General features: G+C 67.5%; 18 protein-coding genes and 1 pseudogene. 5 read left to right on the top strand and 14 right to left on the bottom strand.

Features of this window, described 5'->3' with window-relative positions:
* Positions 1 to 77: 77 nt before the first annotated feature.
* The 8 genes from G6N32_RS04760 to sfnG all read right to left on the bottom strand — a co-directional run bounded on the left by G6N32_RS04760 (position 78) and on the right by sfnG (position 10,944).
* Positions 78 to 1,283 carry a hypothetical protein gene (locus G6N32_RS04760; protein ID WP_115317074.1) on the bottom strand — a complete coding sequence of 402 codons (1,206 nt, stop codon included), beginning with the start codon at positions 1,281 to 1,283 and terminating at the stop codon, positions 78 to 80.
* A 402-nt stretch (positions 1,284 to 1,685) separates the two neighbouring features.
* Positions 1,686 to 3,674 carry a vWA domain-containing protein gene (locus tag G6N32_RS04755; RefSeq protein ID WP_115317076.1) on the bottom strand — a complete coding sequence of 663 codons (1,989 nt, stop codon included), beginning with the start codon at positions 3,672 to 3,674 and terminating at the stop codon, positions 1,686 to 1,688.
* Positions 3,667 to 5,049, bottom strand: coding sequence for a sigma 54-interacting transcriptional regulator (locus G6N32_RS04750; RefSeq protein WP_115317078.1), 1,383 nt, complete (start codon positions 5,047 to 5,049; stop codon positions 3,667 to 3,669). Before G6N32_RS04750 ends, G6N32_RS04755 begins: the two co-directional genes overlap by 8 nt.
* Before the next feature lie 83 nt (positions 5,050 to 5,132).
* The gene (purH, locus tag G6N32_RS04745) at positions 5,133 to 6,722 is read right to left on the bottom strand and encodes a bifunctional phosphoribosylaminoimidazolecarboxamide formyltransferase/IMP cyclohydrolase (RefSeq protein ID WP_115317080.1); all 1,590 of its coding nucleotides are present in this window, start codon (positions 6,720 to 6,722) and stop codon (positions 5,133 to 5,135) included.
* On the bottom strand, positions 6,719 to 7,348 hold the full coding sequence (purN, locus tag G6N32_RS04740; protein WP_115317082.1) for a phosphoribosylglycinamide formyltransferase: 630 nt from the start codon (positions 7,346 to 7,348) through the stop codon (positions 6,719 to 6,721). The genes purH and purN overlap by 4 nt, the downstream gene beginning before the upstream one ends.
* Before the next feature lie 30 nt (positions 7,349 to 7,378).
* Positions 7,379 to 8,785 carry a cell division protein PerM gene (locus G6N32_RS04735; RefSeq protein WP_115317084.1) on the bottom strand — a complete coding sequence of 469 codons (1,407 nt, stop codon included), beginning with the start codon at positions 8,783 to 8,785 and terminating at the stop codon, positions 7,379 to 7,381.
* A gap of 49 nt (positions 8,786 to 8,834) precedes the next feature.
* Entirely contained in the window at positions 8,835 to 9,644 is an 810-nt protein-coding gene (locus G6N32_RS04730; protein WP_115317086.1) for a DUF5336 domain-containing protein, read from the bottom strand.
* 169 nt (positions 9,645 to 9,813) lie between these two features.
* The gene (gene sfnG, locus G6N32_RS04725; RefSeq protein WP_115317088.1) at positions 9,814 to 10,944 is read right to left on the bottom strand and encodes a dimethylsulfone monooxygenase SfnG; all 1,131 of its coding nucleotides are present in this window, start codon (positions 10,942 to 10,944) and stop codon (positions 9,814 to 9,816) included.
* Positions 10,945 to 11,062: 118 nt separating this feature from the next.
* On the opposite strand from sfnG, the gene G6N32_RS04720 reads away from it, so the two are divergent.
* Positions 11,063 to 11,914 carry an LLM class F420-dependent oxidoreductase gene (locus G6N32_RS04720; protein ID WP_115317090.1) on the top strand — a complete coding sequence of 284 codons (852 nt, stop codon included), beginning with the start codon at positions 11,063 to 11,065 and terminating at the stop codon, positions 11,912 to 11,914.
* Here the strand turns inward: G6N32_RS04720 and G6N32_RS04715 are convergent.
* The 3 genes from G6N32_RS04715 to sucC form a co-directional block, all read right to left on the bottom strand.
* Positions 11,911 to 13,443, bottom strand: a complete 1,533-nt coding sequence (locus tag G6N32_RS04715) for an acetyl-CoA acetyltransferase (protein WP_115317092.1) — start codon at positions 13,441 to 13,443, stop codon at positions 11,911 to 11,913. The two genes, G6N32_RS04720 and G6N32_RS04715, sit on opposite strands and share 4 nt — an antisense overlap.
* Before the next feature lie 109 nt (positions 13,444 to 13,552).
* Entirely contained in the window at positions 13,553 to 14,455 is a 903-nt protein-coding gene (gene sucD, locus G6N32_RS04710; RefSeq protein WP_115317094.1) for a succinate--CoA ligase subunit alpha, read from the bottom strand.
* Positions 14,456 to 14,469: 14 nt separating this feature from the next.
* Positions 14,470 to 15,633, bottom strand: a complete 1,164-nt coding sequence (gene sucC / locus G6N32_RS04705) for an ADP-forming succinate--CoA ligase subunit beta (RefSeq protein ID WP_115317096.1) — start codon at positions 15,631 to 15,633, stop codon at positions 14,470 to 14,472.
* 261 nt (positions 15,634 to 15,894) lie between these two features.
* On the opposite strand from sucC, the gene G6N32_RS04700 reads away from it, so the two are divergent.
* The gene (locus G6N32_RS04700; protein WP_115317098.1) at positions 15,895 to 16,953 is read left to right on the top strand and encodes a M23 family metallopeptidase; all 1,059 of its coding nucleotides are present in this window, start codon (positions 15,895 to 15,897) and stop codon (positions 16,951 to 16,953) included.
* 4 nt (positions 16,954 to 16,957) lie between these two features.
* Positions 16,958 to 17,569, top strand: coding sequence for a hypothetical protein (locus G6N32_RS04695; protein ID WP_410432957.1), 612 nt, complete (start codon positions 16,958 to 16,960; stop codon positions 17,567 to 17,569).
* Here the strand turns inward: G6N32_RS04695 and pcrA are convergent.
* On the bottom strand, positions 17,566 to 19,908 hold the full coding sequence (gene pcrA, locus G6N32_RS04690) for a DNA helicase PcrA (RefSeq protein ID WP_115317102.1): 2,343 nt from the start codon (positions 19,906 to 19,908) through the stop codon (positions 17,566 to 17,568). The two genes, G6N32_RS04695 and pcrA, sit on opposite strands and share 4 nt — an antisense overlap.
* A gap of 220 nt (positions 19,909 to 20,128) precedes the next feature.
* On the opposite strand from pcrA, the pseudogene G6N32_RS04685 reads away from it, so the two are divergent.
* Positions 20,129 to 20,425, top strand: a pseudogene (locus G6N32_RS04685) (chorismate mutase); the annotation flags it as partial.
* 6 nt (positions 20,426 to 20,431) lie between these two features.
* Here the strand turns inward: G6N32_RS04685 and G6N32_RS04680 are convergent.
* Positions 20,432 to 22,456, bottom strand: coding sequence for an acyltransferase family protein (locus tag G6N32_RS04680; protein WP_115317106.1), 2,025 nt, complete (start codon positions 22,454 to 22,456; stop codon positions 20,432 to 20,434).
* A gap of 125 nt (positions 22,457 to 22,581) precedes the next feature.
* On the opposite strand from G6N32_RS04680, the gene G6N32_RS04675 reads away from it, so the two are divergent.
* Complete coding sequence (locus G6N32_RS04675) at positions 22,582 to 24,141, top strand: long-chain-fatty-acid--CoA ligase (RefSeq protein ID WP_115318830.1); 1,560 nt, start codon at positions 22,582 to 22,584, stop codon at positions 24,139 to 24,141.
* A 3-nt stretch (positions 24,142 to 24,144) separates the two neighbouring features.
* On the opposite strand, the gene G6N32_RS04670 is transcribed toward G6N32_RS04675, so the two are convergent.
* Positions 24,145 to 24,309 (bottom strand): hypothetical protein, encoded by a 165-nt coding sequence (locus G6N32_RS04670; RefSeq protein ID WP_163789124.1) that lies wholly within the window; start codon positions 24,307 to 24,309, stop codon positions 24,145 to 24,147.
* Positions 24,310 to 24,361 lie beyond the last annotated feature (52 nt).

Here is a 24,361-nt window from a genome sequence, read left to right as displayed (position 1 = left end):
CGGTCCGCACACAACGTCGACCAAACAACTTCGGCCCCTTCCTGATCGGAAGGGGCCGAAGTGTTGGTGCAGGTGGGTTACTTCGAGCTGTCGCCCGAGCCCGAGCTGCCCGAGCCCGAGCTGCTCGACGACGAGGACGAGGACGAGCTGGAATCGCTCGACGAGCTGGACGGCGACTTGGTCTTCTTGCCACCGCTGAGCGCGTCCGAGATCCGCTTGCCGATCTTGGCGAGCGGGTTCTGCGGCTTGGCCGGCTTGGTGGTGGGCTTGGTCGACGACGTCGGGGCCTTGGGGGACGCGGCGCCGGTCGACTTCGCGGGGGTGGTGGCACTGTCGTCGGTCGACGACGTGGTGCCGGTCGACGAGGTGTCGGTAGAGGTGTCGGTCGACGTGGTGTCGGTAGAGGTGCCGGTCGACGTGGTGTCGGTAGAAGTGTCGGTCGACGTGGTGTCGGTCGACGTGGTCTCCGACTCGGTCTTGACCTCGGCGGCAACCTTCTTCGACGCCGCGGACGATGCCGTGGTGGTGAGGCCGGCCGCGGACTTCACCGCGGTCTCGAGACCCTTGATGTCGTTCTGGATGGTCGTCGCGGCCGCACTGACCGCCCCGGCCAGTGCCGCGCCCGAGGGTGCGCCGGGCAGGTTGTCCGAGATGGACGTCGACACGTAGGCCAGGATCGCCGACAGGCCGTTGGTGCTGTAGCTGAAGCCGGTACCGGTGTCGGGGTCGTAGTCCGGGGTCTGTCCGTAGAAGAACAGGCTGGCCAGGATGCCGCCACCGAGCTTGACCGGGCCGATATCGAAGGTGGGGACCAACTGCGCGGCCGACGAGACGATCGAGTTGATGACGTTCGGGATGCCGTAGTAGAACGTCGCCTGCGCGGCCTGGAAGATCGGCGAGCTGGTGCCGAAGAGTTCACCGGCGCCCACGTAGGGAATCGAGGGAGCGCCGATCTCGAAGTAGTAGTTGTCGAGGTCGAAGCCCGGGAGGAACGTCTCGGCGGCATTGTCGACCAGGTAGTAGAGGACACCCGGCGCGCCACTGATGTAGACGTCGCTCACGCCCGGGTAGTAGGTGTTGTCGGACTGGATGTAGCCGCCCCAGCCGAACCAGTAGGCGTCGTTGATGCCCTGGATCGTGATGTCGGTGATCGCCGTCAGTTCGTACTTGGCCGTCGACAGCGGCAGCGGGGTGGAGGTACCCAGCGCGATGTCGTGAGTCGGAAGGTACGCCGGTGAGGCGGCGACGATGGCAGCAGCACTGGCCAGTGCCGCGCCGGTCATCAGGAAAGGCCGAGTCCTTGACGCCATTGCTAATTCCCCTTGTTGGTGCGGTTCGCCAGGGTCGTGACGAACTCGGTGCTTTGCTGATACGAATCTTAGAAGATCCTGATAGATACTAAGGGGCTGTTTGCCCCTCGGCAAGCGGTACCACGGAATTCGGGGACTTAAGTACTTCGCTTTTTTCACACCAATCACGCAGGACGAGCGGGCGTCCGGTAGCCAATTGACGGTGGAGAAACATTCGGGTTACCGACGTGTTGCACGTGTTCGCTAGCGTGCTGCCCCCGGGAACCTTGACGTCAATAACAAACTGGTTTGCCGAGGCCTTTGCTAACCACACCACCGACGCGGCTTCCACGCAGGGGTGCCCCAGATTTGCTGAATACCTGAGAGCTTCTCAGTTCAGCGCCGGCGCCGGCGCGACCGCAGGTAGTCGCCCACGACCGCCGCGCCCAGACCGTCCAGGTCGGGAACCACGACCCGACCCTCGACGCGACGAGCGACCTGATCGATGAATCTGGCCAGACCGGGATCGTTTCCGAGTCGGAAGATCGTCACCTGCGCACCCAGTCGGGCGACCTCGTCGAACCCGCGCACAGTGTGCGCGATGGTCCGCGGATGCGGCGGGTAGTCGAAAAACACCGACGACCCCTGGCCGTCGAAATCCTCCAGGTGGGCGGTGGGCTCACCATCGGTGACCACCAGCACCACCGGTTGGGCATTGGGATGGCGGCGCAGATGCCGGACCGCCAGCGCCAGCGCATGGTGCAGATTGGTGCCCTGTTCGTAGACGCCCTCGAGCCCGGTCAGCTCGGCCGCGGTGACGGTGCGGGCGTAGCGGCCGAACGCGATGATCTGCAGCGCATCCGAGCGGAACCTCGTGCTCACCAAGTGGTTGAGCGCCAGCGCGGTCTGCTTCATCGGCAGCCACCGGTTCTCCATCACCATCGAAAACGACGTGTCGACCAGCAGCGCCACCGCCGACTGCGTGCGAGTCTCCGTCTCCGACACCTCGACATCGTCGACGCTGATCCGCAGCGGCCCTTCGGTCGGTCCGCCGGCCCGCCGTAGGACCGCGTTGGTCAAGGTGCGGGTGACGTTCCAGGGCTCGGTGTCGCCGAACGCCCACGGCCGGGTGGCGCCGGTGAGTTCACCGGCGGCACCGGCACGACGGGTGTCCCGCTCACCGTGGCGACCCGAAAGCTGTTGGGCGACATCACGAAGCGCGGTCTGCCCGAGTTGGCGCATGGCCTTCGGCGACAGCCGCCACTGTCCGTCGGAGCCGCGGTCGAGGAAGCCCTGGTTCATCAGGGCACGCTCCAGTTCGGCCAGCGTCCGCGCATCGATGGCGGCCTGATCGCCGAGCTGGCGCGCCAAGGCGTCGAGGTCGACGTCGTCCATCGTGGCACCGGCATAGCTCTGCGACAGCTGCTCGGCGAGCTGTTCGAGTTCGGCGATATCGGCCATCGCCTGAGCGCCCTCCCCCATGCCGAGCGGGTTGTCGCCGGAGAATTCCGAGGATCCGGTCCAGTCCTCGCCCGGGCGCGCTGCCTGCAGGTGGGAGTCGAGCCGGTTCAGCGCGTTCATCAGTTGCGGCGAACCGAAAGCCTGCTGCGCCAACGCATCCAGCTCGGCACGCTGGTCCGGGGTGAGGCTGTTGCGGAAGCGCTGCGCGGCGGCAGCCCGCTGAGCCAGCGAATCGAGCAGTTCCTCGACGTTCTTCGGATTCTCCGGAAAGTACTGGCCGTGTTTGCGCATGAAATCGTCGAAGTCTTGCGCGCTGTCCTCGCCGCGAGAGTGCTTGTCCAGCAAGTCGTTCAGGTCGTCGAGCATCTCGTTGACCGCTTGCCGGTCCTCGTCGGTCGCGTTCTCCAGCGCCTGCTTCATGCCGGCGAACCGCTGATCGAGCATCTCCCGGCCGAGCAGATCCTTGATCTGCTCGTACTTCTGCCGCGCCTCGGGGCTGCGCCAGTTGTAATCCGACAACTCCTGCACCGCCTTGGCCGGCGACGGTGACAGCGACTCGATCTGCAGTTCTTGGAATCGGGCGTCATCGTCCAGCGCGCGCGCCAATTCCTTGCGCTCGGAGAGCACAGCGTCGTCGAGCAGCTTCTTGATCTCCTGCAGAGTGCCGTCAAGGTTGTTGCGATTCAACAATTCTCGACGCCGCCGGTTCACCTCCGCGGCGAGCCGGTCGGCACCCTTGGTGTTCTTGGTTCCGCGTCGCAACAGCTCGGACAAGGCGCGCCGTGGCGAGGTGCCCTCCATGACGTCCTGCCCGATCTGTTCGAGCGCGTCGCGCAGATCCACCGGCGGGGCGAGCGGATCAGGGCCCCCGGTATAGGCCGAATACCGGGAGTCATGTGAGTGTCCCCGATCCGCTTTAGCCATAGACGGTTTCGCCTTCTCCTGTCACCTTGTCGATCCGCTTGGCGAGATACAGCGCCTCCAGGGCCAATTCGAGCGCGGCGGCACGCTCACCTTCGGTCTCGGCTTCCAGCCGCTTGGCGATCTCGTCGATCACCGGCAGGTCCGGCAGCGCCGCGAGCACGTCCTTGGCCGCGACCTGCTCACCGGTGGTCACCGCCGAGCCGCCCTCGACGGCCGCAACCAGCGTGCCGACGTCGATGCCGCCCAGCACCCGCTGTGCGGTGTCGGCGGTGGCGCGCCGCAGCAGGTGCTCCAGCACCGCCTGCTCGCGCCCTTCCTCGCCGGACTCGAACTCGAGCTTGCCGCGCAGTACGTCGATGATCGTGCCGAGGTCGACCACGCGGGCCACCGGTTCTTCCTCGCCGAGTATCGCGCCGCGGTGGCGGGCCGATGCGGCGACGGTCTCGGCGGCGGCGATCGCGAAGCGCGCCGACACACCGGACCGCTGGTCGACCGAGCTGGACTCGCGCAGATAGCGCGCGAACCGGGCGATGATCTGCATCAGGTAGGTCGGAACCTGCGCCGACAGGTGCGCCTCCTGGGTGATCACGCCGACCTCGGCGTCCAGCTCCCGCGGGTAGTGGGTGCGGATCTCGGCGCCGAAACGGTCCTTCAGCGGGGTGATGATGCGACCGCGGTTGGTGTAGTCCTCGGGGTTCGCGCTGGCGACCACCAGCACGTCCAGCGGCAGTCGCAGCGTGTAGCCGCGCACCTGGATGTCGCGCTCCTCCATCACGTTGAGCATCGAGACCTGGATGCGCTCGGCCAGATCGGGCAGCTCGTTGACCGCGACGATGCCGCGATGCGCGCGCGGGATCAGGCCGTAGGCGATGGTTTCCGGGTCACCGAGACTGCGGCCCTCGGCGACCTTGATCGGGTCGATGTCACCGACCAGGTCCGCCACGCTGGTGTCCGGGGTGGCCAGCTTCTCGGTGTAGCGCTCGCTGCGGTGGCGCCACTGGATGGGCAGATCGTCACCCGATTCCCCTGCCCGCCGGATCGACTCGGGCGTGATCGGCGTGTAGGGATGCTCGCCGAGTTCAGATCCGGCGATCACCGGCGTCCACTCGTCGAGCAGATTCTGCAACGAGCGCAGCAGCCGGGTTTTGCCCTGCCCGCGCTCGCCGAGCAGGACGAAGTCGTGCCCGGCGATCAGCGCCCGTTCCAGCTGCGGCAAGACGGTGTCCTCGAAGCCGAAAATGCCAGGCCAGACCTCATCTCCTTCGGCCAGCGCGGTCAGCAGGTTCTCCCGGATCTCCTGCTTGACACTGCGTTCCCGGTGCCCGGAAGCGCGCAGTTCGCCAAGAGTGCGGGGGAGGTTGTCAGGTGAAGTCACCTCTCCACGCTACGACTGCCACGCCACCGGGGCATTACGCGGTCAGCGCAAAGTCATATTTGGCACCGCCGGAATACCCGCGGTCAGTGTGCGAAGTGCCTGGCCCCGGTGAGGTACAGCGTGATCCCGGCCTTCGCCGCGGCCTCGGTGACCAACTCGTCGCGCATCGATCCGCCCGGGTGTACGACGGCCTTGACCCCGGCCGCCGTCAGCGTCTCCAGGCCATCCGGGAACGGGAAGAACGCGTCGCTGGCCGCCACCGCACCGCGGACCCGCTCGCCGCCGCGCTCCACCGCCAGCCGCGCCGCGTCGACCCGGTTGACCTGGCCCATGCCCACCCCGACGGTGGCGCCGTCGGCGGCCACCACGATCGCGTTGGACTTCACCGCGCGGCAGGTGCGCCAGGCGAACCGCAGGTCGGCCAGCGTCGCCGCGTCCGCCGGGGTGCCGGTCGCCAGGGTCCAGTTCGCCGGGTCGTCGCCGGGTGCGTCGAGCGCGTCGCGCTCCTGGATCAGCAGACCTCCGCTGATCTGGCGCAACTCCGCTCCGCCGACCGGCGGCTGGGCGGCGACGAGTACGCGAATGTTCTTCTTACGGGCCAAGATCTCCACCGCACCGGGCTGATATGCCGGCGCGATGATGACCTCGGTGAAGATCTCCGAGACGAACTCGGCCATCTCCACCGTGACCTCCGTGTTGGCCGCGATCACCCCGCCGAATGCACTGAGCGGATCGCATTCGTGGGCCTTGCGGTGCGCATCGGCCACCGACACCGACGAGATCGCGATACCGCACGGGTTGGCGTGTTTGATGATGGCGACGCAGATCTCCTCGTGATCGAACGCTGCCCGCCACGCCGCATCGGCATCGGTGAAGTTGTTGTAGGACATCTCTTTTCCGTGCAGCTGCTCGGCCTGGGCCAGACCCGGCCAGCCGGACTCGTCGCTGTAGAGCGCAGCCTGCTGATGCGGGTTCTCCCCGTAGCGCAGCTGCGACGTCCGTTTCCAGGTGCGGCCGAACCACGGCGGCAGGAGTGTGCCCGCCTCTCCTTCTCGGCCCTCCTCGGGGGCCAGCACCGAGCCCATCCAGCCGGCCACCGCGACGTCGTATTCGGCGGTGTGCCGAAAAGCCAGTGCCGCCAACTTCTGTCGCTCGGCGAGCGTGAAACCACCGGACCGCACCGCGGCCAGAACGCCGTCGTATCCGAGCGGGTCGACGACGACGGCCACGCTGGCATGATTCTTGGCCGAGGCGCGCACCATCGACGGGCCGCCGATGTCGATCTGCTCGACGCACTCTTCTACCTCGGCGCCGGAATCGACCGTCTCGGTGAACGGGTAGAGGTTGACCACGACGAGGTCGAACGGCTCGATCTTCAGCTCACCGAGAGCCGCGAGGTGTTCCGGCTTGCGGGTGTCGGCGAGCAGGCCGGCGTGGATGTGCGGGTGCAGTGTCTTGACCCGGCCGTCGAGCACCTCGGGAAAGCCGGTGACGAACTCGACCGGGGTGACCGGAATGCCTTTGTCGGCAATGGTTTTGGCGGTCGAGCCGGTGGAGACGATGGCCACCCCCGCCTCGTGCAGACCCTGCGCGAGCGGGATCAGCCCGCTCTTGTCGTACACGCTGATCAGCGCGCGCCGGATCGGCCTCTTGCCTATAGTCCCCGCGGTCATCCTATGGTCGCCTTTCTGCCACTCCAGGTCACGCCGCGCTGAGCCAGCGCGGCCAGCACATCCACCAACAGCCGCCGTTCGGTGACCTTGATGCGTTCGTGCAACGTGTCTTCGTTGTCGTCGTCGAGAATCTCGATGGGTTCCTGAGCCAGGATCGGGCCGGTGTCCACGCCGGCGTCCACCAGATGCACGGTGCACCCGGTGACCTTGACCCCGTAGGCCAACGCGTCGGGCACCGCGTGAGCGCCCGGAAACGCCGGGAGCAGCGCCGGATGGGTGTTGACGACGCGACCCAGGAATCGTGAAAGAAATTCCGGCCCAAGTATTTTCATGAACCCGGCCGACACGATCAGGTCGGGGCGGTGTGCTTCGGTGGCGTCGGCGATCGCGGTGTCCCAGTCGGCCCGGCTCGGGTGGTCCTTCAGCCGCACGCAGAACGTGGGGATCGACGCGGCCTGCGCTATCTCGACGGCGCGGCAGTCCCGGTCCACCCCGACCGCGGCGACCCGCGCGGGATAGTCGCCGACGGCCGCGCTCAGCAGCGACTGCAGCAACGATCCGGTTCCCGAGGCCAGGACGACGAGCCGCGCCGGCGCACTCGGCGGGATGTGGATCGGATGCTGCACGGCGATGAGCCTAGTGGCACGTGCGATGGTTCAACGCTCGGGCGGCCCGGTCTCGATGTCGTCGTCGACGACCATCAGGTCCTCGACGTCCTCCAGGTCGGGCGCCGGCCGTACCGGCTGCGGCGGCGGAACCGGCTCGGGCTCGGGTTCCGGTTCATCCTCGGTGTCCGGGTCCGGCTCGGCCGCCATGTCCGGAATGGGCGTGGTGAGCGCCTCGTCGTCGGCGGCGAGCTCGCCGTCGAGGTCGTCGTCGACGAGCGGTTCCTCGACCGGTGCCGCCGGAGCCGGCGGCTTCACCCGCTTCGGGCGGCGCCGCACGCCGCCGGTCAGCACCACGGTGAGCGCTCCGATGGCGAAGAACCAGAAGAACACCGCCGGTCCGAAGGTGCCCTGGTCCACCCCGACATCGCCGAAATTGCCGAGCTGCCCACCGCCGGCGTAACCCAGGACGGCCATCGTGACGGCCGCCAGCAGTGATGCGACCGCCACTTTCGCCAGCGCCGTCGGCCAGGGCAGCGGTCTGCGGGCGCACTGCTGCCCGACCGCGACGCCGGATGCGGCACCGACGATCAGCAGCGCAACCCAGACCGGCCCGAGCGGTGGGGTCGGCACCGCGGCCAGGATCGGCACCGCGGGGATGTCACCGCCGAAGACGGTGAACGAGCTGAATGTGGCGAACCCGATGTGGGCGCTCGACCCGACCGCCATCGCCGACGTGCCGACGACCACGTTGGGCACATACAGCGCGGACAGCGCGGTGAGGCTGAGCTGGCCGAACAGCGAATCGGTGACCGCGTACAGCTCGTGCATGGTGCCCCAGTGCACGACCAGCGACACCGCGGTGACCGCGCCGGACAATCCCAGCAGCGCGAGCAGGCCCGCCGTGGCGGCCCGCACGGTGTCGCCGAGCCACAGCGGTAACCGCAGTGCGGTCAGCGCCCGCCAGCCCACCTGCGAACCGACCCCGATCAGCGCTCCGAGGCCGTGCACGGCCAGCACTCCGGAGAATGCGCGCAGCGCGCTGGGGGTCTGCAGTTCGGTGATCACCGACGAGGCGTCGTGGATGACGGCCAGCGCGATCGCAGCGAACAACAGCGGGCCGCCGATGGCCGACGCGACGATCCAGCGGGTCACGAACCAGGAGGCGCGCGGGGAGGTGGCGTGGGCGCAGGTGCGTGCGGTGCCCGCCACCATCAACAGCACCGGCAGCAGCGGCAACACCGCAAGCTGGTGTCCGGCGATCGAGATGGGCACCTGGTGCACGGCCAGCCACATGCTGGCGATCGCGCCCAGGGTGCCCGTCATGTCGCTGTTGGCGATGACGAGTTGCAGCAGGGTCACCGCAGCGATCACCACAAGTGCGACCACCGACGGGCCGAACGCAACCCGGACCAGGTCGCGCGCTTGGCGCGCGCCGACTGGCCGCTTCTCCTCCATCCGTGTCACTCGACGCGCCGGTCAGGCGTGGTGCGCGAAGAGCGCGCGGTTAGGACGGGCTCTGACCCGACGGCGACGATGACGGCGCCTGGGGCTGCTGCTGTTCCGGCTGTCCGGCGGGCTGCTGCTGGCCCGAACCACTCGACGGCGGCGGGCTGAAGCTCGGGAAACCGGTCGGCGGGGTGGGCGGACCGCTCTGGGCACCGCCGAAGTTCGACGGACCGGACGAGTAGCCGCCGCCGTACTGGGACGGGTAATTGGGCCGCGGCGGGATTCCCTGCGGCGGGCCCTGCGGCCCGGGCTGACCGTAGTAGCCACCGGGAGGCGGGCCGTACTGACCGAACTGTTCGTAGCGGGGCCGGGGCGCAGGCGCGGTGATGATGCCGGCCTCCAGCAGCAGGGCCGCCACCGCGGCGATGGCCTGCAGCAGGGTGAACGCGAGTAGCAGCCACAGTCCCCAGCCGACGGAGAAGCCGGTCGGCTTGCTGATCACCTGAGCGATCGCCATCAGCACCGAGATCACCGATGCGGTGGCGATGACGCCGCCGTAGTCCCGGGCCTTGGGCAGCAGGGCGGCCGCCGCGAGCAGCGCGGCAACCAAGGTCGCCACCACCGGGTAGCCGCCGCCACCGCCGGTGAGCTCGGCGCCACCGAAGGGGCCGAGGTCGGCCTTTACGGTGAGGATCGGGCCGAAGCTGGCCAGGTACGCGGCCAGGCCGAGCACGATGACGGCGACGTTCAGGTAATGCGGCAGCTTGCTCGGTCCGGCCTCGGCCGGCGCGAACGACGACGTGGGCGCGCCGTACGGGCCGGTCGGCTGCGACGGTTGGTAGCCCGGATTCGTGGGCGGGTAAGTCATGGCCTCTCCTTCAGCCTTGTCACGCCTCGCGTCCCCCGCGGCGCTGCGTCGGTTGTGGCTCGCAAACGGACCCGCAGGTCGCGTCCGCACACCACGCTATCGCACAGCGCCGTGGCCGCCACGACCATCGGCGTGTCACACGCCGCCGTTGGCAACCGGCAGTCACCGGTCAGGCGGAGGCCTGAAGTGGCGCGGCGATCGAATCGCTTTCGGCTGCCTCGATTTCTCGCACCAGCGGGAGCACCCGCGCGCCGAAGTACTCGATCTCCTCCTGAAAGTGCAGGAAGCCACCGAGGATGAGGTCTACACCGCGCTTGCGGTAGGCCGCAATCCGCTCGGCGATCTGCTCGGGGGTTCCGATCAACTGGGTGCGGAAGCCGTCGTTGTACTGGACGAGGTCCTCGTAGGTCGAGTCGGCCCACATCCCGCGGCTATCGGCGGTCGAGGCACCGGCTTGCTGCACGGCGGCGTGGAACCCTTCGACCGCCGGGCGGTTGGCCTTGGCGATGATCTCTCTCAGGGTTTCTTTCGCCTCCCGCTCTGTGTCCCTGGCGATGATGAAGCCGTTGAGTCCGAACTTGACCTCCCGGTTGGCGTCGCGGGCGTGGTCGCGAACCTCGACGAGTTGCTCGGTGACTCCGTCGAAATCCTTGCCGTTGGAGAAGTACCAGTCGGCGTAGTGGCCGCCGTTGCGCCGCGCGGCGGTGGAGTTACCGCCCTGGAAGATCTCCGGGTTGGGCCGTTGCGGGCTGTTGAGCGGCTTGGGTTTCAGGGTGAAGTCGTGGATGCGGTAGAAGTCACCGCGGAAATCCACCTCGTCTTCGGTCCATATCTTGCGCAACACCTGCAGGAACTCGGCGGTCCTGCGGTAACGCTCGTCGTGCTCGAGCCAGGGCTCACCGAGGTGGGTGAATTCGTCCTTGAACCAGCCGGACACCACGTTGACGGCGAAGCGGCCGCCCGACAGCTGGTCGGCGGTGGCGCCGAGCTTGGCCAGCACTCCCGGTTGCCACAGGCCGGGGTGGACGGCGGCGATGAGCTTGAGCCGCTGGGTGGCCAGCAACAGCGCCAGCGAGAAGCTGGTGGATTCGTGCTGGAATTCGGCGCCGTAGCTGGCCTCGTAGCGGACCTGCGACAACGCATATTCGAAGCCGTTGTTCTCTGCGGTCTGTGCGAGCTTGACGTTGTATTCGTAGCCCCAGTCGGTGCGTTGCTCGATGGTGCTGGTGACCAGGCCACCACTGACGTTGGGCACCCAGTAGGCGAATTTCACGTGCTCGGCGATACGTTCGGTCGTCATGGTTGCATGGTTGCGACGACCGCCGGCGGGGTCACCCCTTTTACTCGCCGAGAGTGCAGATGTCGCCCACTGAGACGCCGCCTTGCCCGGGGTTGGGCAACTCGTTCTAATGCAGCCCATGGATTACGGGCTCGTTCTGTTCACCAGTGACCGCGGCATCGCCCCGGCGGCGGCAGCCAAACTCGCCGATGACCACGGCTTCACGACGTTCTACGTGCCCGAGCACACGCACATCCCGGTCAAGCGCGAGGCCGCCCACCCCACCACCGGTGACGAGTCGCTGCCCGACGACCGCTACATGCGCACTCTGGATCCGTGGGTCAGCCTGGGCACCGCGGCCGCGGTGACCTCGAAGGTGCGGTTGTCCACCGCGGTGGCGCTGCCGGTCGAGCATGATCCGATCACGCTCGCGAAATCGATTGCCACCCTTGACCATCTGTCCGGTGGCCGGGTCAGCCTCGGCGTCGGCTTCGGCTGGAACACCGACGAGCTGGCCGACCACGGCGTGCCGGCCGGCCGCCGCCGCACATGTCTGCGCGAGTATCTGGAGGCGATGCGGGCGCTGTGGACGCAGGAAGAAGCCGAATATGACGGCGAATTCGTCAAGTTCGGCCCGAGCTGGGCGTGGCCCAAGCCGGTTCAGTCGCACATCCCGGTGCTCGTCGGCGCCGCAGGCACTGAGAAGAACTTCAAGTGGATCGCCCGCTCCGCTGACGGCTGGATCACCACGCCGCGCGACTTCGACATCGATGAGCCGGTGAAGCTTCTGCACGACACCTGGGCGGCCGCTGGTCGCGACGGTGCCCCGCAGATCGTGGCGCTCGACTTCAAGCCGGTGCCCGAGAAGTTGGCGCACTGGAAGGACATTGGCGTCACCGAGGTGCTGTTCGGGCTCCCCGACAAGCCGGCCGACGAGGTCGCCGCCTACGTGGAGCGATTGGCGGGCAAGCTCAGCGCACTGGAGCTCTAAGCCAGCGTCGCGCGGTTCTTGCCGTCCTCGCCCGCGGTGACGTTGATCGCGGCGCCCAGCGGATCGCCGTCGCTCATCAGCGCCACCAGGGCCGGATCAGTGGTGATGGCCATGAAGCGGCTGAGGTCGGCGTCGAGGCGACCGATGATGACCCCGGTGCGCTCGGGCCAGTCGTAGCGCACCGAGTACGTCTCGATCACGCCGCTGCCGTTGGCGTTGCGGGTGACCGGCACCTTCGGCAAGGCGGCGATGCCCTCCTGCAATTCCTTGCCGCGGTCAGGCGCCCACTCCACCGGGGTGGTGGAGTAGACCCCCACCGAGTACTTGCTCATCACACCGCCATTGGCGCCGACCAGCCCGAAAGCGCCTGGCCTGTCGCGCATCGCGGCGACGGTCTCGGCAATGCCGTGCAGTGAATAGCTGTTGCCCGGTCCGCCGAAGTACGGCAGGCCGCCGGTGAGGGTGAGCCCGCGCGGATCGTCGGCGGCCAGCCCGAAGTCGTCGCACACCGCGAAGACCGGAAACGGGAAGCAGCTGTAGAGATCGAAGGTGGCTACGTCGTCGATGCCGATGCCGGCCACCCGAAGCGCCTCTGTCACAGCCTGTTTCGACGAGTAACTGACGCCGACATCGGCCCGGTCAAGCAGGTCCTGCTCGCGTTGATCCGCGTGCCCGTGCAGGTACACCCACTTCTCCTCGGGAACACCGAGTTGGCGAGCGGCGGCCACCGACATCAGCAGCGCGGCGGCGCCCTGATTCACCGTGTCGCGGGCCACCATCAGCCGGGGATACGGGTCGCAGATCATCCGGTTCTCGGCGGTGACCGTAGCGATCTCGTCGACCGAGCGCTCGACCGGTGACGACGAAAACGGGTTCTTGGCAGCGACTTTCGAGAACGGCGAGAACAATTCGGCCATCTTGCGCCGGTAGGAGTCGACGTCGAGACCCAGCCGTGCGCGCCGCGCGTTGTCCAGCAGCCCGTACTGCACCGGGGCACCGGTCAATCCGTGGTTGGCGGTGTATTCGCTCATGTACTGCTCGAAGCCGTACCCGCGGTCCTCGAGCTGGCCGCCCACCGTTTCGCTGTGATCGGGTGCATCGGCCTTGCCCGCGAACGTCTTCAGCGTCGAGCCGTTCTCCGACCCGAGGATCAACGCCACCTCGATCTCGCCGGCCACAATGGCGCCGGCGAACTCGGTGACCAGCTTCTGCGGGCCGTTGCCGCCGATCGATTCCAGCACGGCGCGCTTCGGGTCGGCGCCGACGCGGCGGGCGACCGAGCGGATGTAGTTGTCCGAGCACCCCAGCGGCGCAGTCGCGTACGGCGTGCAGATCTCGAACTGCCGCAGGCCCGCGAACACCTCGATGGACTTGGCAACGGCAGCGACGTCCGCCCCGGTGTCGGCCAGCGCCGCGCGAACCGCTTCGGTGGCGAGTTCGACCGCCGACATACCGCGGTAGTCCGGGTCGTCGATGCGCTCGGTGAACTGCCCGACGCCGACGATGACGGGGGTACGCGGATCGACCATAGTTCGACAGGCTAACCGAAAACTAGAACGTGTTCCAAACACAAACGAGAGTGCGGCCAGATCGCGAAGCCCAGCGGATTCGCGATCTGACCGCACACTCGATGCAGAACTACAGCCCCGCCAGGATCTCCCGGGCCAGGTTGGCGGTCTCCGACGGCGTCTTGCCGACCTTGACCCCGGCGGCCTCGAGGGCCTCCTTCTTGCCCTGAGCGGTGCCTGCGCCGTCCGAGACGATCGCGCCGGCGTGGCCCATGGTCTTGCCCTCGGGCGCGGTGAACCCGGCGACGTACCCGACGACCGGCTTGGAGACGTTGGCCTTGATGTACGCGCCGGCCTTCTCCTCGGCGTCGCCGCCGATCTCGCCGATCATCACGATGAGCTTGGTCTCGGGATCGGACTCGAACGCCTCGATGGCGTCGATGTGAGTGGTACCGATGACCGGGTCGCCGCCGATGCCGATGGCGGTCGAGAAGCCGAGATCGCGCAGCTCGTACATCATCTGGTAGGTCAGCGTGCCGGACTTGGACACCAGGCCGATCGGGCCCTTGCCGGTGATGTTGTTCGGCGTGATGCCGACCAGCGCCTCACCGGGGGTGATGATGCCGGGGCAGTTCGGGCCGATGATGCGGGTCTTCTCGCCCTTTTCGACGTTATAGGCCCACGCATAGGCGCTGTCCTGCACCGGGATTCCCTCGGTGATGACCACCAGCAGCGGAATCTCGGCGTCGATCGCCTCGATGATGGCGTCCTTGGAGAACGCCGGCGGCACGAAGGCGATCGACACGTCGGCGCCGGTCTCCTTCATGGCCTCGGCCACCGAACCGAACACCGGCAGCTCGATGTCGTTGCCGTCTTTGTCCTTATGGGACACCGTGGTACCGGCCTTGCGCGCGTTGACACCACCGACCACCTGGGTGCCTGCCTTGAGCATCAGCGCGGTGTGCTTGGTGCCTTCGCCGCCGGTGATGCCCTGGACGATGACCTTGTTGTCTTTGTTCAGGAAAATAGACATTGGTTCTGAGTCCCTTACTTGTTGGCCAGCTCGGCGGCTTTGTCGGCGCCGGAGTCCATGGTCTCGGCCTGGATCACCAGCGGGTGGTTGGCCTCGGCCAGGATGCGGCGGCCCTCTTCGACGTTGTTGCCGTCAAGGCGAACGACGAGCGGCTTGTTGGCCTCGTCGCCCAGGATCTGCAGCGCCTTGACGATGCCGTTGGCCACCGCGTCGCACGAGGTGATGCCGCCGAACACGTTGACGAACACGCTCTTGACCTGGCTGTCGCCCAGGATGACGTCGAGACCGTTGGCCATCACCTCGGCCGAGGCGCCGCCGCCGATGTCGAGGAAGTTGGCGGGCTTGACGCCGCCGTGCTTCTCACCGGCGTATGCGACGACGTCGAGGGTCGACATGACCAGACCCGCGCCGTTGCCGATGATGCCGACCTCGCCGTCGAGCTTGACGTAGTTGAGGTCGTTCTCCTTCGCCTTCAGCTCGAGGGGATCGGTGGCGTCCTTGTCCTCGAACTCGGCGTGGCCAGGCTGGCGGAAGTCGGCGTTCGCGTCGAGGGTGACCTTGCCGTCCAGCGCCAGGATCTGATCATCGGGGGTGCGCACCAGCGGGTTGACCTCGACCAGGGTGGCGTCCTCGCCGGTGAAGACCTCCCACAGCTTCTGGATGGTCACCGCTGCGGCGTCGAGCACCTCGGCGGGCAGATGGCCCTTCTCGGCGATCTCGCGGGCGAAGGCCAGATCGACACCCTTGACGGCGTCGACGGGCACCTTGGCCAGCCGGTCCGGCTTGGTGGCGGCGACCTCTTCGATCTCCATGCCGCCCTCGACCGAGCACATGGCCAGGTAAGTGCGGTTGGACCGATCGAGCAGGAAGGAGATGTAGTACTCCTCGGCGATGTCACTGGCCTCGGCGACCAGCAGCTTCTTCACGACGTGGCCCTTGATGTCGAGGCCGAGGATGTTCTTGGCGTGGGTGTAGGCGTCGTCGGGGGTCGCGGCGTACTTGACGCCACCGGCCTTTCCGCGGCCGCCTACCTTCACCTGGGCCTTGACCATGACGGGCTTGCCGATTTCCTCGGCGATGGCCTTGGCGTCCTCCGGCGAGTCGGTGACCCGGCCCGGAGTGGTGGGAACGTTGTGCTTGGCGAACAGTTCTTTCGCCTGATATTCGAAAAGATCCATGAGCTCACTGTCTGGTCGGCGCTGACTGTTTTGTTGACGAAGTGGTGTTAAGGAAGTCGCTCCGGGGGGAACTGTATCTAGACCCTCCGAGGACTCCGTCCTCGCGTACCGCTCATGTGGTACATCTCACCGCGGAGTTGAAGTGATTCAACTCACAATCCTCCGCGGAATAACTCCTTGGGTTGCGACCCGTGTTGGATCTTCGTTAACGTCGTCGGGGTCTGAGATAACGCTTTGGTCACGACTAAGGGACATCGAGTTTTGACGCAGCATCGGCCGGCACCGACCCTCATCGGAGCTTCTTCGGCCTCGCAGCCTTTGACCAGGACTTTCGATCGCCAAGCGCCAGCCAAGCGAGCCCTGGATCCGGAGCGGCTCGACGTCACCGACATCATCCCGTTCAACGAATTCGGCGATCTCTGCGATATCGATTTCCGCGAGAGCACCGCTTTCGCCAGTCTTCAGGTGGCCCGCTGCCCCGAACTGGACGATCTGCACGACGCCGACGACGCCCAGCCGCTGCGGCTGGCGGTACCCACCCAGTTCGCCGCGCCGCGCGATGACCGCGCTGAGGTACCGCGCTTCATCAACACCGACAACACCGACGTGCTGCCGCGCACGCCGCAGCACCGCAGGCAGCCGACCGGCGCCGTCAAAGGCCGCGTGATGATCGCCGCGATGGCCGCGGGCGCCGCCGCCGCGGCCGCCTACACCGCGGTCAAGCCCGCCACGGATACCACCACCCAGACCGTGCTGGCCGCCGACAAGACCCCGATGGACGGCTCGGTCACCACCCCGCGCGGCGTGCAGTTGATCGCGGTGAAGCCGGTCGCCGACGCTGCGGTGCACGGCGAGGAACTGGCCAACGGACAGGCCTTCGCCCAGGAACGCGCAGAGCGCGAAGCCCGGTTGCAGCGGCCGCTGTTCGTCATGCCGACAAAGGGCGTCTTCACTTCCGGCTTCGGGTACCGCTGGGGTGCGCTGCACGGCGGCGTCGACCTGGCGGCACCGATCGGGACGCCCATCGTCGCCGCCTCCGACGGTGTCGTCGTCGACGCCGGGCCGACGGCCGGGTACGGCGCCTGGGTGAAGATCCGCCATTCCGACGGCACGGTCACCCTCTACGGCCACGTGAACACCTGGACGGTCCAGATCGGCCAGCGGGTATTCGCCGGCGATCAGATCGCGACCGTGGGCAACCGGGGCAACTCGACCGGCCCGCATCTGCATTTCGAAGTTCTGCTGGGCGGCACCAACCGGACCGATCCGGTGCCGTGGCTGGCGAAGCGGGGCCTCTCGGTCGGCCCCTACGTCGGCTGACCTGGTGTCTGAGCCGAACGACCCGCACACCCGCATCATCCGGCGCCAGCCGTCCGGACCGATTCCCCAATCCGAAGAGCCGCGCACCGGCATCATCCGACGCGCCCCCACCGGGCCGATCCCCGCGGTGCCCGATGATCGCACCGTCAACATTCCCCGCCCGCCTGCCGACGACGCGCCTACCGGACTGATCCGCCGCGCCGCCCCGGTAGCGGTTCCGGCCCGGCCGGGCGCGGTCGACGTCTCCACCGGGCGAACCGCGATCGCGGCCAGCGCCGTCAGCATCGTCAGCGGATGGGCCACCGGCGTCGTCGCCACCGACCTGATCACCGGATGGTGGGGCACCGATCGGCTGTTCTGCGTGGCCGTCGGATTCCTGACCCTGCTCTTCGCGGTCACCAGCATCACCGGGGTGATCGCGTTACTGCTGCGCCGCTCCGTCGGCCGCTACCTGATCGCGTTCGGCGCCGTCATCGCGCTGCTGACATTCGGCAGTGTCTTCGTCGCCGGAGCGCGAATCCCGTTGGCGGTGTACCTGATTCCGCTGTTGCCGCTGGCGAGTCTGATCCTGGCGCTGCACCCGTCAACCCGGCGCTGGTGCCGCGTCCGAAGCTAGAGCTTCTGGATGGGTGCGTGGTTGTGCATCAGCTTCACCCGGCCTGCGCTGCCGAAGTCGATCAGCGACATCGCCGACTCCCCCATCCCGGATACTTCCTCGACGCGTCCGAGACCGTACTTGTCGTGGTTCACCCGGTCACCGGGCGCGAGAACCACCAGCGCACGCTTACCGCCACCGGCGGGGCGCGCCGGTGACGGTCGCGGGGTGCCGAATCGGCCCGCACCGCTGACCGGCGCACTGTAGGACGGAGCGGGATCGGTACGGCGCCAGTCGAGCAGATGCTCCGGAATCTCCCGCAGGAACCGGGATTCGGGGTTCAGCATCGGCTGCCCCCACGACGAGCGCACCTTCGCACGACTGAGGTAAAGCCGTTGGCGCGCACGGGTTATGCCGACATAGGCCAGCCGGCGTTCTTCGGAGAGCTCGGCCGGATCCCCCAGCGCCCGCATGTGCGGGAACATGCCGTCCTCCCAGCCGGTGACGAAGACGACCGGGAACTCCAGGCCCTTGGCGGTGTGCAGCGTCATCATCGTGACCACCCCGGAGCCATGCTCGGGCAACTCGTCGGAATCGGCGACCAGCGACACCCGCTCCAGGAACTCGGCGAGTATGCCGGTCTGCGGCACGTCCTCATCGACGTCGGTGCCGGCGTCCCCCTGCTCCGCCGCCAGCGCGGCGGCATTGGCCCGATCGATGCTGAATTCGTGTGCGACGCTGACCAATTCGTTGAGGTTGTCCAGCCGGGCCAGATCCTGCGGATCGCTGGAGGATTCCAGCTCGTTGCGGTAGCCGGTGCGATCCAGCACCGCCTCGACCAAGTCCCCGAGCTCGTCGTCGAGCTTGCCGCGCAGATCGTCGAGCAGGTTGACGAAACTCGCGATCGCCTTCTCCGCGCGGGTGTTCAGCATCGGTACCTTGCCTGCGGCCGCGGCGGCCAGCGCGTCGGCGAAGGTGCTGCCGGTGTTCTCGGCGTACACCGCGACGCAGGCCTCGGCACGGTCGCCGATACCGCGGCGCGGAGTGTTGAGGATGCGCCGCAGGCTCACGGCGTCACCGGGGTTGTCCAGCACCCGCAGGTAGGCGACGATGTCGCGAATCTCCTTGCGCTCGTAGAATCGAACGCCGCCGACGACCTTGTACGGGATGCCGGCCCGGATGAACACCTCTTCCAGCGAGCGCGACGAGTTGTTGGTCCGGTAGAACACCGCGAAATCGTTGTAGGAGAACCCGCCGCGATCGGCGAGTGCATCGATCTCACTCGCGACGAACCTGGCCTCGTCGTGCTCGTTGTCGGCGACGTAACCGACGATCAGCTCGCCGTCACCCTCGTCGGTCCACAGTCGCTTCTCGCGGCGGTTTGCGTTGCGGGAGATGACGGAGTTGGCCGCCGTCAGGATGTTCTGGGTCGACCGGTAGTTCTGCTCGAGCAGGATCGTCGTGGCGTTGGGGAAGTCGCGCTCGAAGTCCTCGATGTTGCGGATCGTCGCGCCGCGGAACGCGTAGATCGACTGGTCGGCGTCGCCGACCACGCACAGCTCACTGGGCGGCACGGTGTCGGTATCGGGCGCGGTGACGCCGACGAGTTCGCGCACCAGCACGTACTGGGCGTGGTTGGTGTCCTGGTACTCGTCGACCAGGACGTGCCGGAACCGCCTGCGGTAGTACTGGGCGATCTGCGGGAAGTTCTGCAGGACGGCGACGGTCTCACCGATCAGGTCGTCGAAGTCCAGCGCGTTGGCCGCGCGCAGCCGTCGCTGGTATTCGCCGTAGACGCTGGCCACGGTGCGGGCCAGGTCGTCGGACCCGGGCTCGAGCGCGGCGACCGCATCCTCGGGCACGATCAGTTCGTTCTTCAGGTTCGAGATCGCGTTGGACAGCAGTCGCGGCGTGTACCGCTTGGTGTCCAGGCCCATGTCCTTGGCGATCATCAGCAGCAGGCGCCGCGAATCGTCGGCGTCGTAGATCGAGAAGTTCGAGTTCAGCCCCGGCAGCAGCGAGGCCTGGTTGCGCAGGATCCGCACACAGGTCGAGTGGAACGTCGACACCCACATGTTCCGCGCCCGCGGGCCCACCAGCGTGACCACCCGCTCACGCATCTCGGCGGCGGCCTTGTTGGTGAACGTGATGGCCAGGACCTGACCCGGCCCGACGTCGCGGGCGGCCAGCAGGTAGGCGATCCGCCGGGTGAGGACGGCAGTCTTGCCCGACCCGGCGCCGGCCACGATCAACAGCGGAGGCCCCTCATGCAGCACCGCCTGGCGCTGCTGGGGGTTGAGGCCCTCGAGGAGTTCGGCCGCGTCGGCCGGGGGTTTGAAATCTGTCACGTGCACAGTCATGTCTGACCCAACTTACCGCTGTATGGCGACAGTTTTTTTGCGAAGCCGGGCTTCGGAGTGGCACACTCGACAACGTGCTTTCTCCGCAGCGTCGATTTTTCTACGGGTACCGGTCCGCGGTGCCCGTGGGTATCTAGCTGCTCAACCCGAGAGCCCCGCGGTCCGCAACCGGATCCGGGGCTCGTCTCTTGTGTGAGGCCCGGGACCGGTTGAGACCAGACCCACACATGAGGAGAACGAAGCGATGACTCTGGAAATGGTTCCTGAAGCCGACAACGACATCGACAGCCTGCGCGGCGAGATCGACCAGCTCGATGCCACGATCCTGGCTGCGGTCAAACGCCGCACCGAGGTATCCCAGGCGATCGGCAAGGCCAGGATGGCCTCCGGCGGGACGCGCCTGGTGCACAGCCGCGAGATGAAGGTGATCGAGCGCTACAGCGAACTCGGCCAGGACGGCAAGGATCTGGCGATGCTGCTGCTGCGCATGGGCCGCGGCCGGCTCGGGCACTCCTAGGCGCAGCTAGCGCACGGCGTCCAGCAGCCACGGGGTCATCCACTTGACCGCGTTGGGTGTGGGGTGCACGCCGTCGATGCGGACCTGAACGCCGTTGATCTTGTTGGTGTAGGTGCCGTTCGGCGCGAGCTTCTTGTTCAGGTCGAGCACGGTCACGTTCTTGCGATCGGCTACCACCCTGCGCAGCAAGGCATTCCACTGGTCGACCCGGCTGGGCTGATCCTCGGGGTACAGGTTGCCGTTCGTCTGCTCGCCGTGCCGGCTGTAGGGCTCGGTCGCCACCACAACCAGCGCCCCGGTGGAGCCGAGGATGTCCAGCGCGTGCCGTAGTTCGCTCTCCAGGTACTTGTCGAATTCGGGCTGGCCGATGTGGGCCCAGTTGCCGTTCCACTTGCGGTCCACCACCTCCCAGCGCCCGATCATCATCAGCACCACATCGGGCCGGTCGTGGCCGATCCGCTGAGCCCAGCGTTCCGGCCAGGCGTCGCATTCGGGCTTTTGTTCCAGGCTCTGCCCGGAGTAGCGGTACGGCCCGCCTCGGACCAGGCCGCAGCCGATCGTGGTGCGGTCCAGGAAGCTGACGCCGGGGGTGGGCGGCAGATAGCGCATCATCGTCCACCCGATGGAGTCACCGAAGACCGACACGGTGTGCGGGCGCGGCCCGGCCTGCACCGGCGCGGCCAGGCGCACGGTCTCCACCGGCGAGACCAGCGCTGCCTGGGTGATATCGGGGCTCGCCGGATCGATGCGGGTTCCCACCGGCACGACGACGACTGCGACGGCGACGGCGGTGGCCATCGTCGCGGCCGCCAGCCGAAGCTGGGGAACGTGCACGGGTCGCCAGCGCCGGATGGGACGCTCGATCAGCCACCACGATCCGACCGCCGCGAGCAGCGTGATCGCGCAGCGGGCGGCGAACAGGGGGTAACCGGTCCACCCGGTCCGCTCCCCGGTGAGCACCAGGAACACCGGCCAGTGCCAGAGGTACACGCCGTAGGAGACGACGCCGAGCGCCACCAGCGGCGGGGTGGCCAGCACCCACGCCACCGGACCGTTCTGTTCGAGCGCGACGCCCGCGATCACCGCGACGGCGGCGACAGCGACGACGATCAGCAGGCCGTTGCGGAATTCGGCGGCGCTGCCGGTCGCAACGTGGGTGATCGCAGCCAAGACGGCCACCCCGGCCACCGGGACTCCCCCGGCCAGCCATCGGCCCCACCGCGACCGGATCAGCGGCCAGCCGGCCATCATCGCCGGCCAGTCCCGCACCAGCAGTGCGGCGGCCGCGGCGCCGATCAGCAGCGCCTGCGCGCGGGTGTCGGTGCCGAAGTAGACGCGGTTGAGCGAGTCGTCGTCGGCCATCAGGATCGCCTCGGTGGCCGACGCCGCCGTGCCGACGACGGCGAGGACCAACACGGCCCAGCGGACCGCGGTGATGGTCGGGGTCTTCGTGCGCCGGCGGGCGATCACGGCCAGTAGCACCGCCACAGCGGCGATGAGCACCGGCCAGATCAGGTAGTACTGCTCCTCGACGCCCAGCGACCAGGTGTGTTGCAGCGGCGAGGGCGGAGCGCCCTGGCTGAAGTAGTCGGTCTGGTGCGATACGAACGCCCAGTTCGCCATCCACAGGAACGCGGCGACCGCGTCATTGCGCAAACCGCTGACGGCGTCGGGCGGGAACAGCAGGCGTGCGGCGATCACCGCCAGCACCATCAGCAGCAGGGCAGGCAGCAGCCGGCGGGCACGTCGCACCCAGAACGCGCCGAGGTCGAGTCGTCCGGTGCGACCGATCTCGTCGAGCAGCAGCGAGGTGATCAAGAAGCCACTGAGCACGAAGAAGACATCGACACCGATGAATCCGCCTGCGACACCGGGGATTCCGCTGTGTCCGATCAGAACCAGGGCGACGGCGACGCCGCGGATCCCGTTCAGCGCAGGGATTCCCTCACCGCGTGGCCGTGGCCTGCGCAGTTGGCTCGGTTGCGAGACGGGATCAACCCAAGGACTTTGCGCAAAGAAGCGCGCCGTCACACCATGCCCTCCTAGTTCTTCAGTGCTGTGAAATCTAGTTCGCCACCACGGCTGATCAGCGCAGGCGCGCGGTCGTTTACGTCAATTCCTTGCCACGCCCGGCATACACTTCGGCCGGGGTGACCATGACCACCGGCATGTATCTGACCCAGGGTTTGCATCGGGCCCTGCGCGCCACGCCACACGACACGATGACTATCTGCGCCGGGCGCGTCCGCAGTGTCGCCGATGTGGCCGACCGGGTGGCCCGGCTGGCCGGCGCCTTTCAGTCGCTGGGGGTCGGCGAAGGTGATCGCGTGGCGATGCTGTCGCTGAATTCCGATCACTACTCGGAGTATCTGCTCGCGACGCCGTGGGCCGGTGCCGTGCTCAACCCGATCAACATCCGCTGGAGCGCGGCGGAGATCGCGTACAGCCTGCGCGATTCCGATACCCGCACACTGCTGATCGACGACACCTTCCTGCCGCTGCTTGCCGACTTACGTTCGCAGTCAACTGATGTGGTGAACGTCATCCACTGCGGCGACGGCGCCGCACCGGATGGACTGCTCAGCTATGAGGAGCTGGTGGCGGCCAATGACCCGGTGCCCGACGCGCATCGCTGTGGCTCGGATCTGGCGGGCCTGTTCTACACCGGCGGCACCAGCGGTCACCCGAAGGGCGTCATGCTGACCCACGACAACCTGATGACCTCGGCGCTCGGGTGTTTGGCGTCCGGGTTGTTCCTGACCTCGGGCGGCCCGCTGCTGCATGCCGCGCCGATGTTCCACCTCGCTGATCTGGCGATCTGGCTGGCCCAGGTCTGCCGGGGTGGCACCCACGTCTTCATCCCGGCATTCCGGCCGGACTGGGTGCTCGAGGCCGTACAGGCGCACCGGATCACCGACCTGCTGCTGGTGCCGACGATGGTGCAGATGCTGGTCGACGACCCCGCGGTGGCCGACCACGACACCAGCAGCCTGCAGGCGGTGCTCTACGGCGGATCGCCGATCTCGGCCGCGCTGCTCGAACGTGCCGCGGTGCGACTGCCCACCGCGTCGTTCGTGCAGGCCTACGGCATGACCGAGGTCTCGCCCGTCGCCACCCTGCTGGCGCCGCAGGACCACCACGACCCGACCCTGCGCCGGTCCGGTGGGCGTGCCGCACCGCACTCGGAGGTCCGCATCGTCGGCGAGGACGACACCGAGCTGCCCCCGGGCGAAGTCGGCGAGATCACGGTGCGCGGGGGCCACGTGATGGCCGGGTACTGGGGCAGGCCCGAGGAGACTGCTGCCGCCCTGAAGGGCGGTTGGATGCACACCGGCGACGCCGGCTACCTGGACGAACACGGCTACCTGTTCGTCGTCGACCGCATCAAGGACATGATCGTGTCCGGCGGGGAGAACGTGTACTCCGTCGAGGTGGAGAACGCGCTGGCGCGTCACCCCGCTGTCGCGACGTGCGCGGTCATCGGCGTCCCCGACGAACGGTGGGGTGAGCGGGTGCACGCCGTGGTGGTGCTGGTCGCCGGGGCGCAGGCCGAGCCGAGCGAACTGCGGGAGTTCTGCAAGACGCTCATCGGCGGCTACAAGGTCCCCCGCAGCATCGAGGTCGTCGACGCACTGCCGGTGTCGGCGGCGGGCAAAGTCCTCAAACGAGAACTGCGAGCCAAGTATTGGAACGCATCGGAACGCTCGGTCAGCTGAGCCTCAACAGCGCGTCAAGTCCCGGTCGACGATCTTGGGGCGATGCGGCGCCTCGGGCAGTAGCTGATCGACGGCCAGCATCAAGCCGGCGACCGCGCCGGACAGCTGCGCGGTGACGAGCTGAGACACCCCTTTGCGCACCGGAACCTGGGAACTGCTGATCTTCATGGCGCTTACATACCCCGTGCTTGCAATTGCAAGCGTGAAGCGCGCCACAGTT

Source organism: Mycolicibacterium aichiense, from assembly GCF_010726245.1.
In the GTDB taxonomy this organism is placed as follows: Bacteria; Actinomycetota; Actinomycetes; order Mycobacteriales; family Mycobacteriaceae; genus Mycobacterium; species Mycobacterium aichiense.
Note: the sequence above shows the minus strand (reverse complement) of the source record. Positions and strands in the feature narration are given on the sequence as shown.

Excerpts from the sequence above, each read along its gene's own strand:
- G6N32_RS04715 (WP_115317092.1), bottom strand. The coding sequence starts at position 13,443 with ATGGTCGATCCGCGTACCCCCGTCATCGTCGGCGTCGGGCAGTTCACC.
- sfnG (WP_115317088.1), bottom strand. The coding sequence starts at position 10,944 with ATGACGACCGAACGTATCGCCGAGCACGTGAAATTCGCCTACTGGGTG.
- G6N32_RS04730 (WP_115317086.1), bottom strand. The coding sequence starts at position 9,644 with ATGACTTACCCGCCCACGAATCCGGGCTACCAACCGTCGCAGCCGACC.
- G6N32_RS04670 (WP_163789124.1), bottom strand. The coding sequence starts at position 24,309 with ATGAAGATCAGCAGTTCCCAGGTTCCGGTGCGCAAAGGGGTGTCTCAG.
- G6N32_RS04675 (WP_115318830.1), top strand. The coding sequence starts at position 22,582 with ATGACCACCGGCATGTATCTGACCCAGGGTTTGCATCGGGCCCTGCGC.
- G6N32_RS04755 (WP_115317076.1), bottom strand. The coding sequence starts at position 3,674 with ATGGCTAAAGCGGATCGGGGACACTCACATGACTCCCGGTATTCGGCC.
- purH (WP_115317080.1), bottom strand. The coding sequence starts at position 6,722 with ATGACCGCGGGGACTATAGGCAAGAGGCCGATCCGGCGCGCGCTGATC.
- G6N32_RS04720 (WP_115317090.1), top strand. The coding sequence starts at position 11,063 with ATGGATTACGGGCTCGTTCTGTTCACCAGTGACCGCGGCATCGCCCCG.
- sucC (WP_115317096.1), bottom strand. The coding sequence starts at position 15,633 with ATGGATCTTTTCGAATATCAGGCGAAAGAACTGTTCGCCAAGCACAAC.
- pcrA (WP_115317102.1), bottom strand. The coding sequence starts at position 19,908 with ATGACTGTGCACGTGACAGATTTCAAACCCCCGGCCGACGCGGCCGAA.
- sucD (WP_115317094.1), bottom strand. The coding sequence starts at position 14,455 with ATGTCTATTTTCCTGAACAAAGACAACAAGGTCATCGTCCAGGGCATC.
- G6N32_RS04760 (WP_115317074.1), bottom strand. The coding sequence starts at position 1,283 with ATGACCGGCGCGGCACTGGCCAGTGCTGCTGCCATCGTCGCCGCCTCA.
- G6N32_RS04735 (WP_115317084.1), bottom strand. The coding sequence starts at position 8,785 with ATGGAGGAGAAGCGGCCAGTCGGCGCGCGCCAAGCGCGCGACCTGGTC.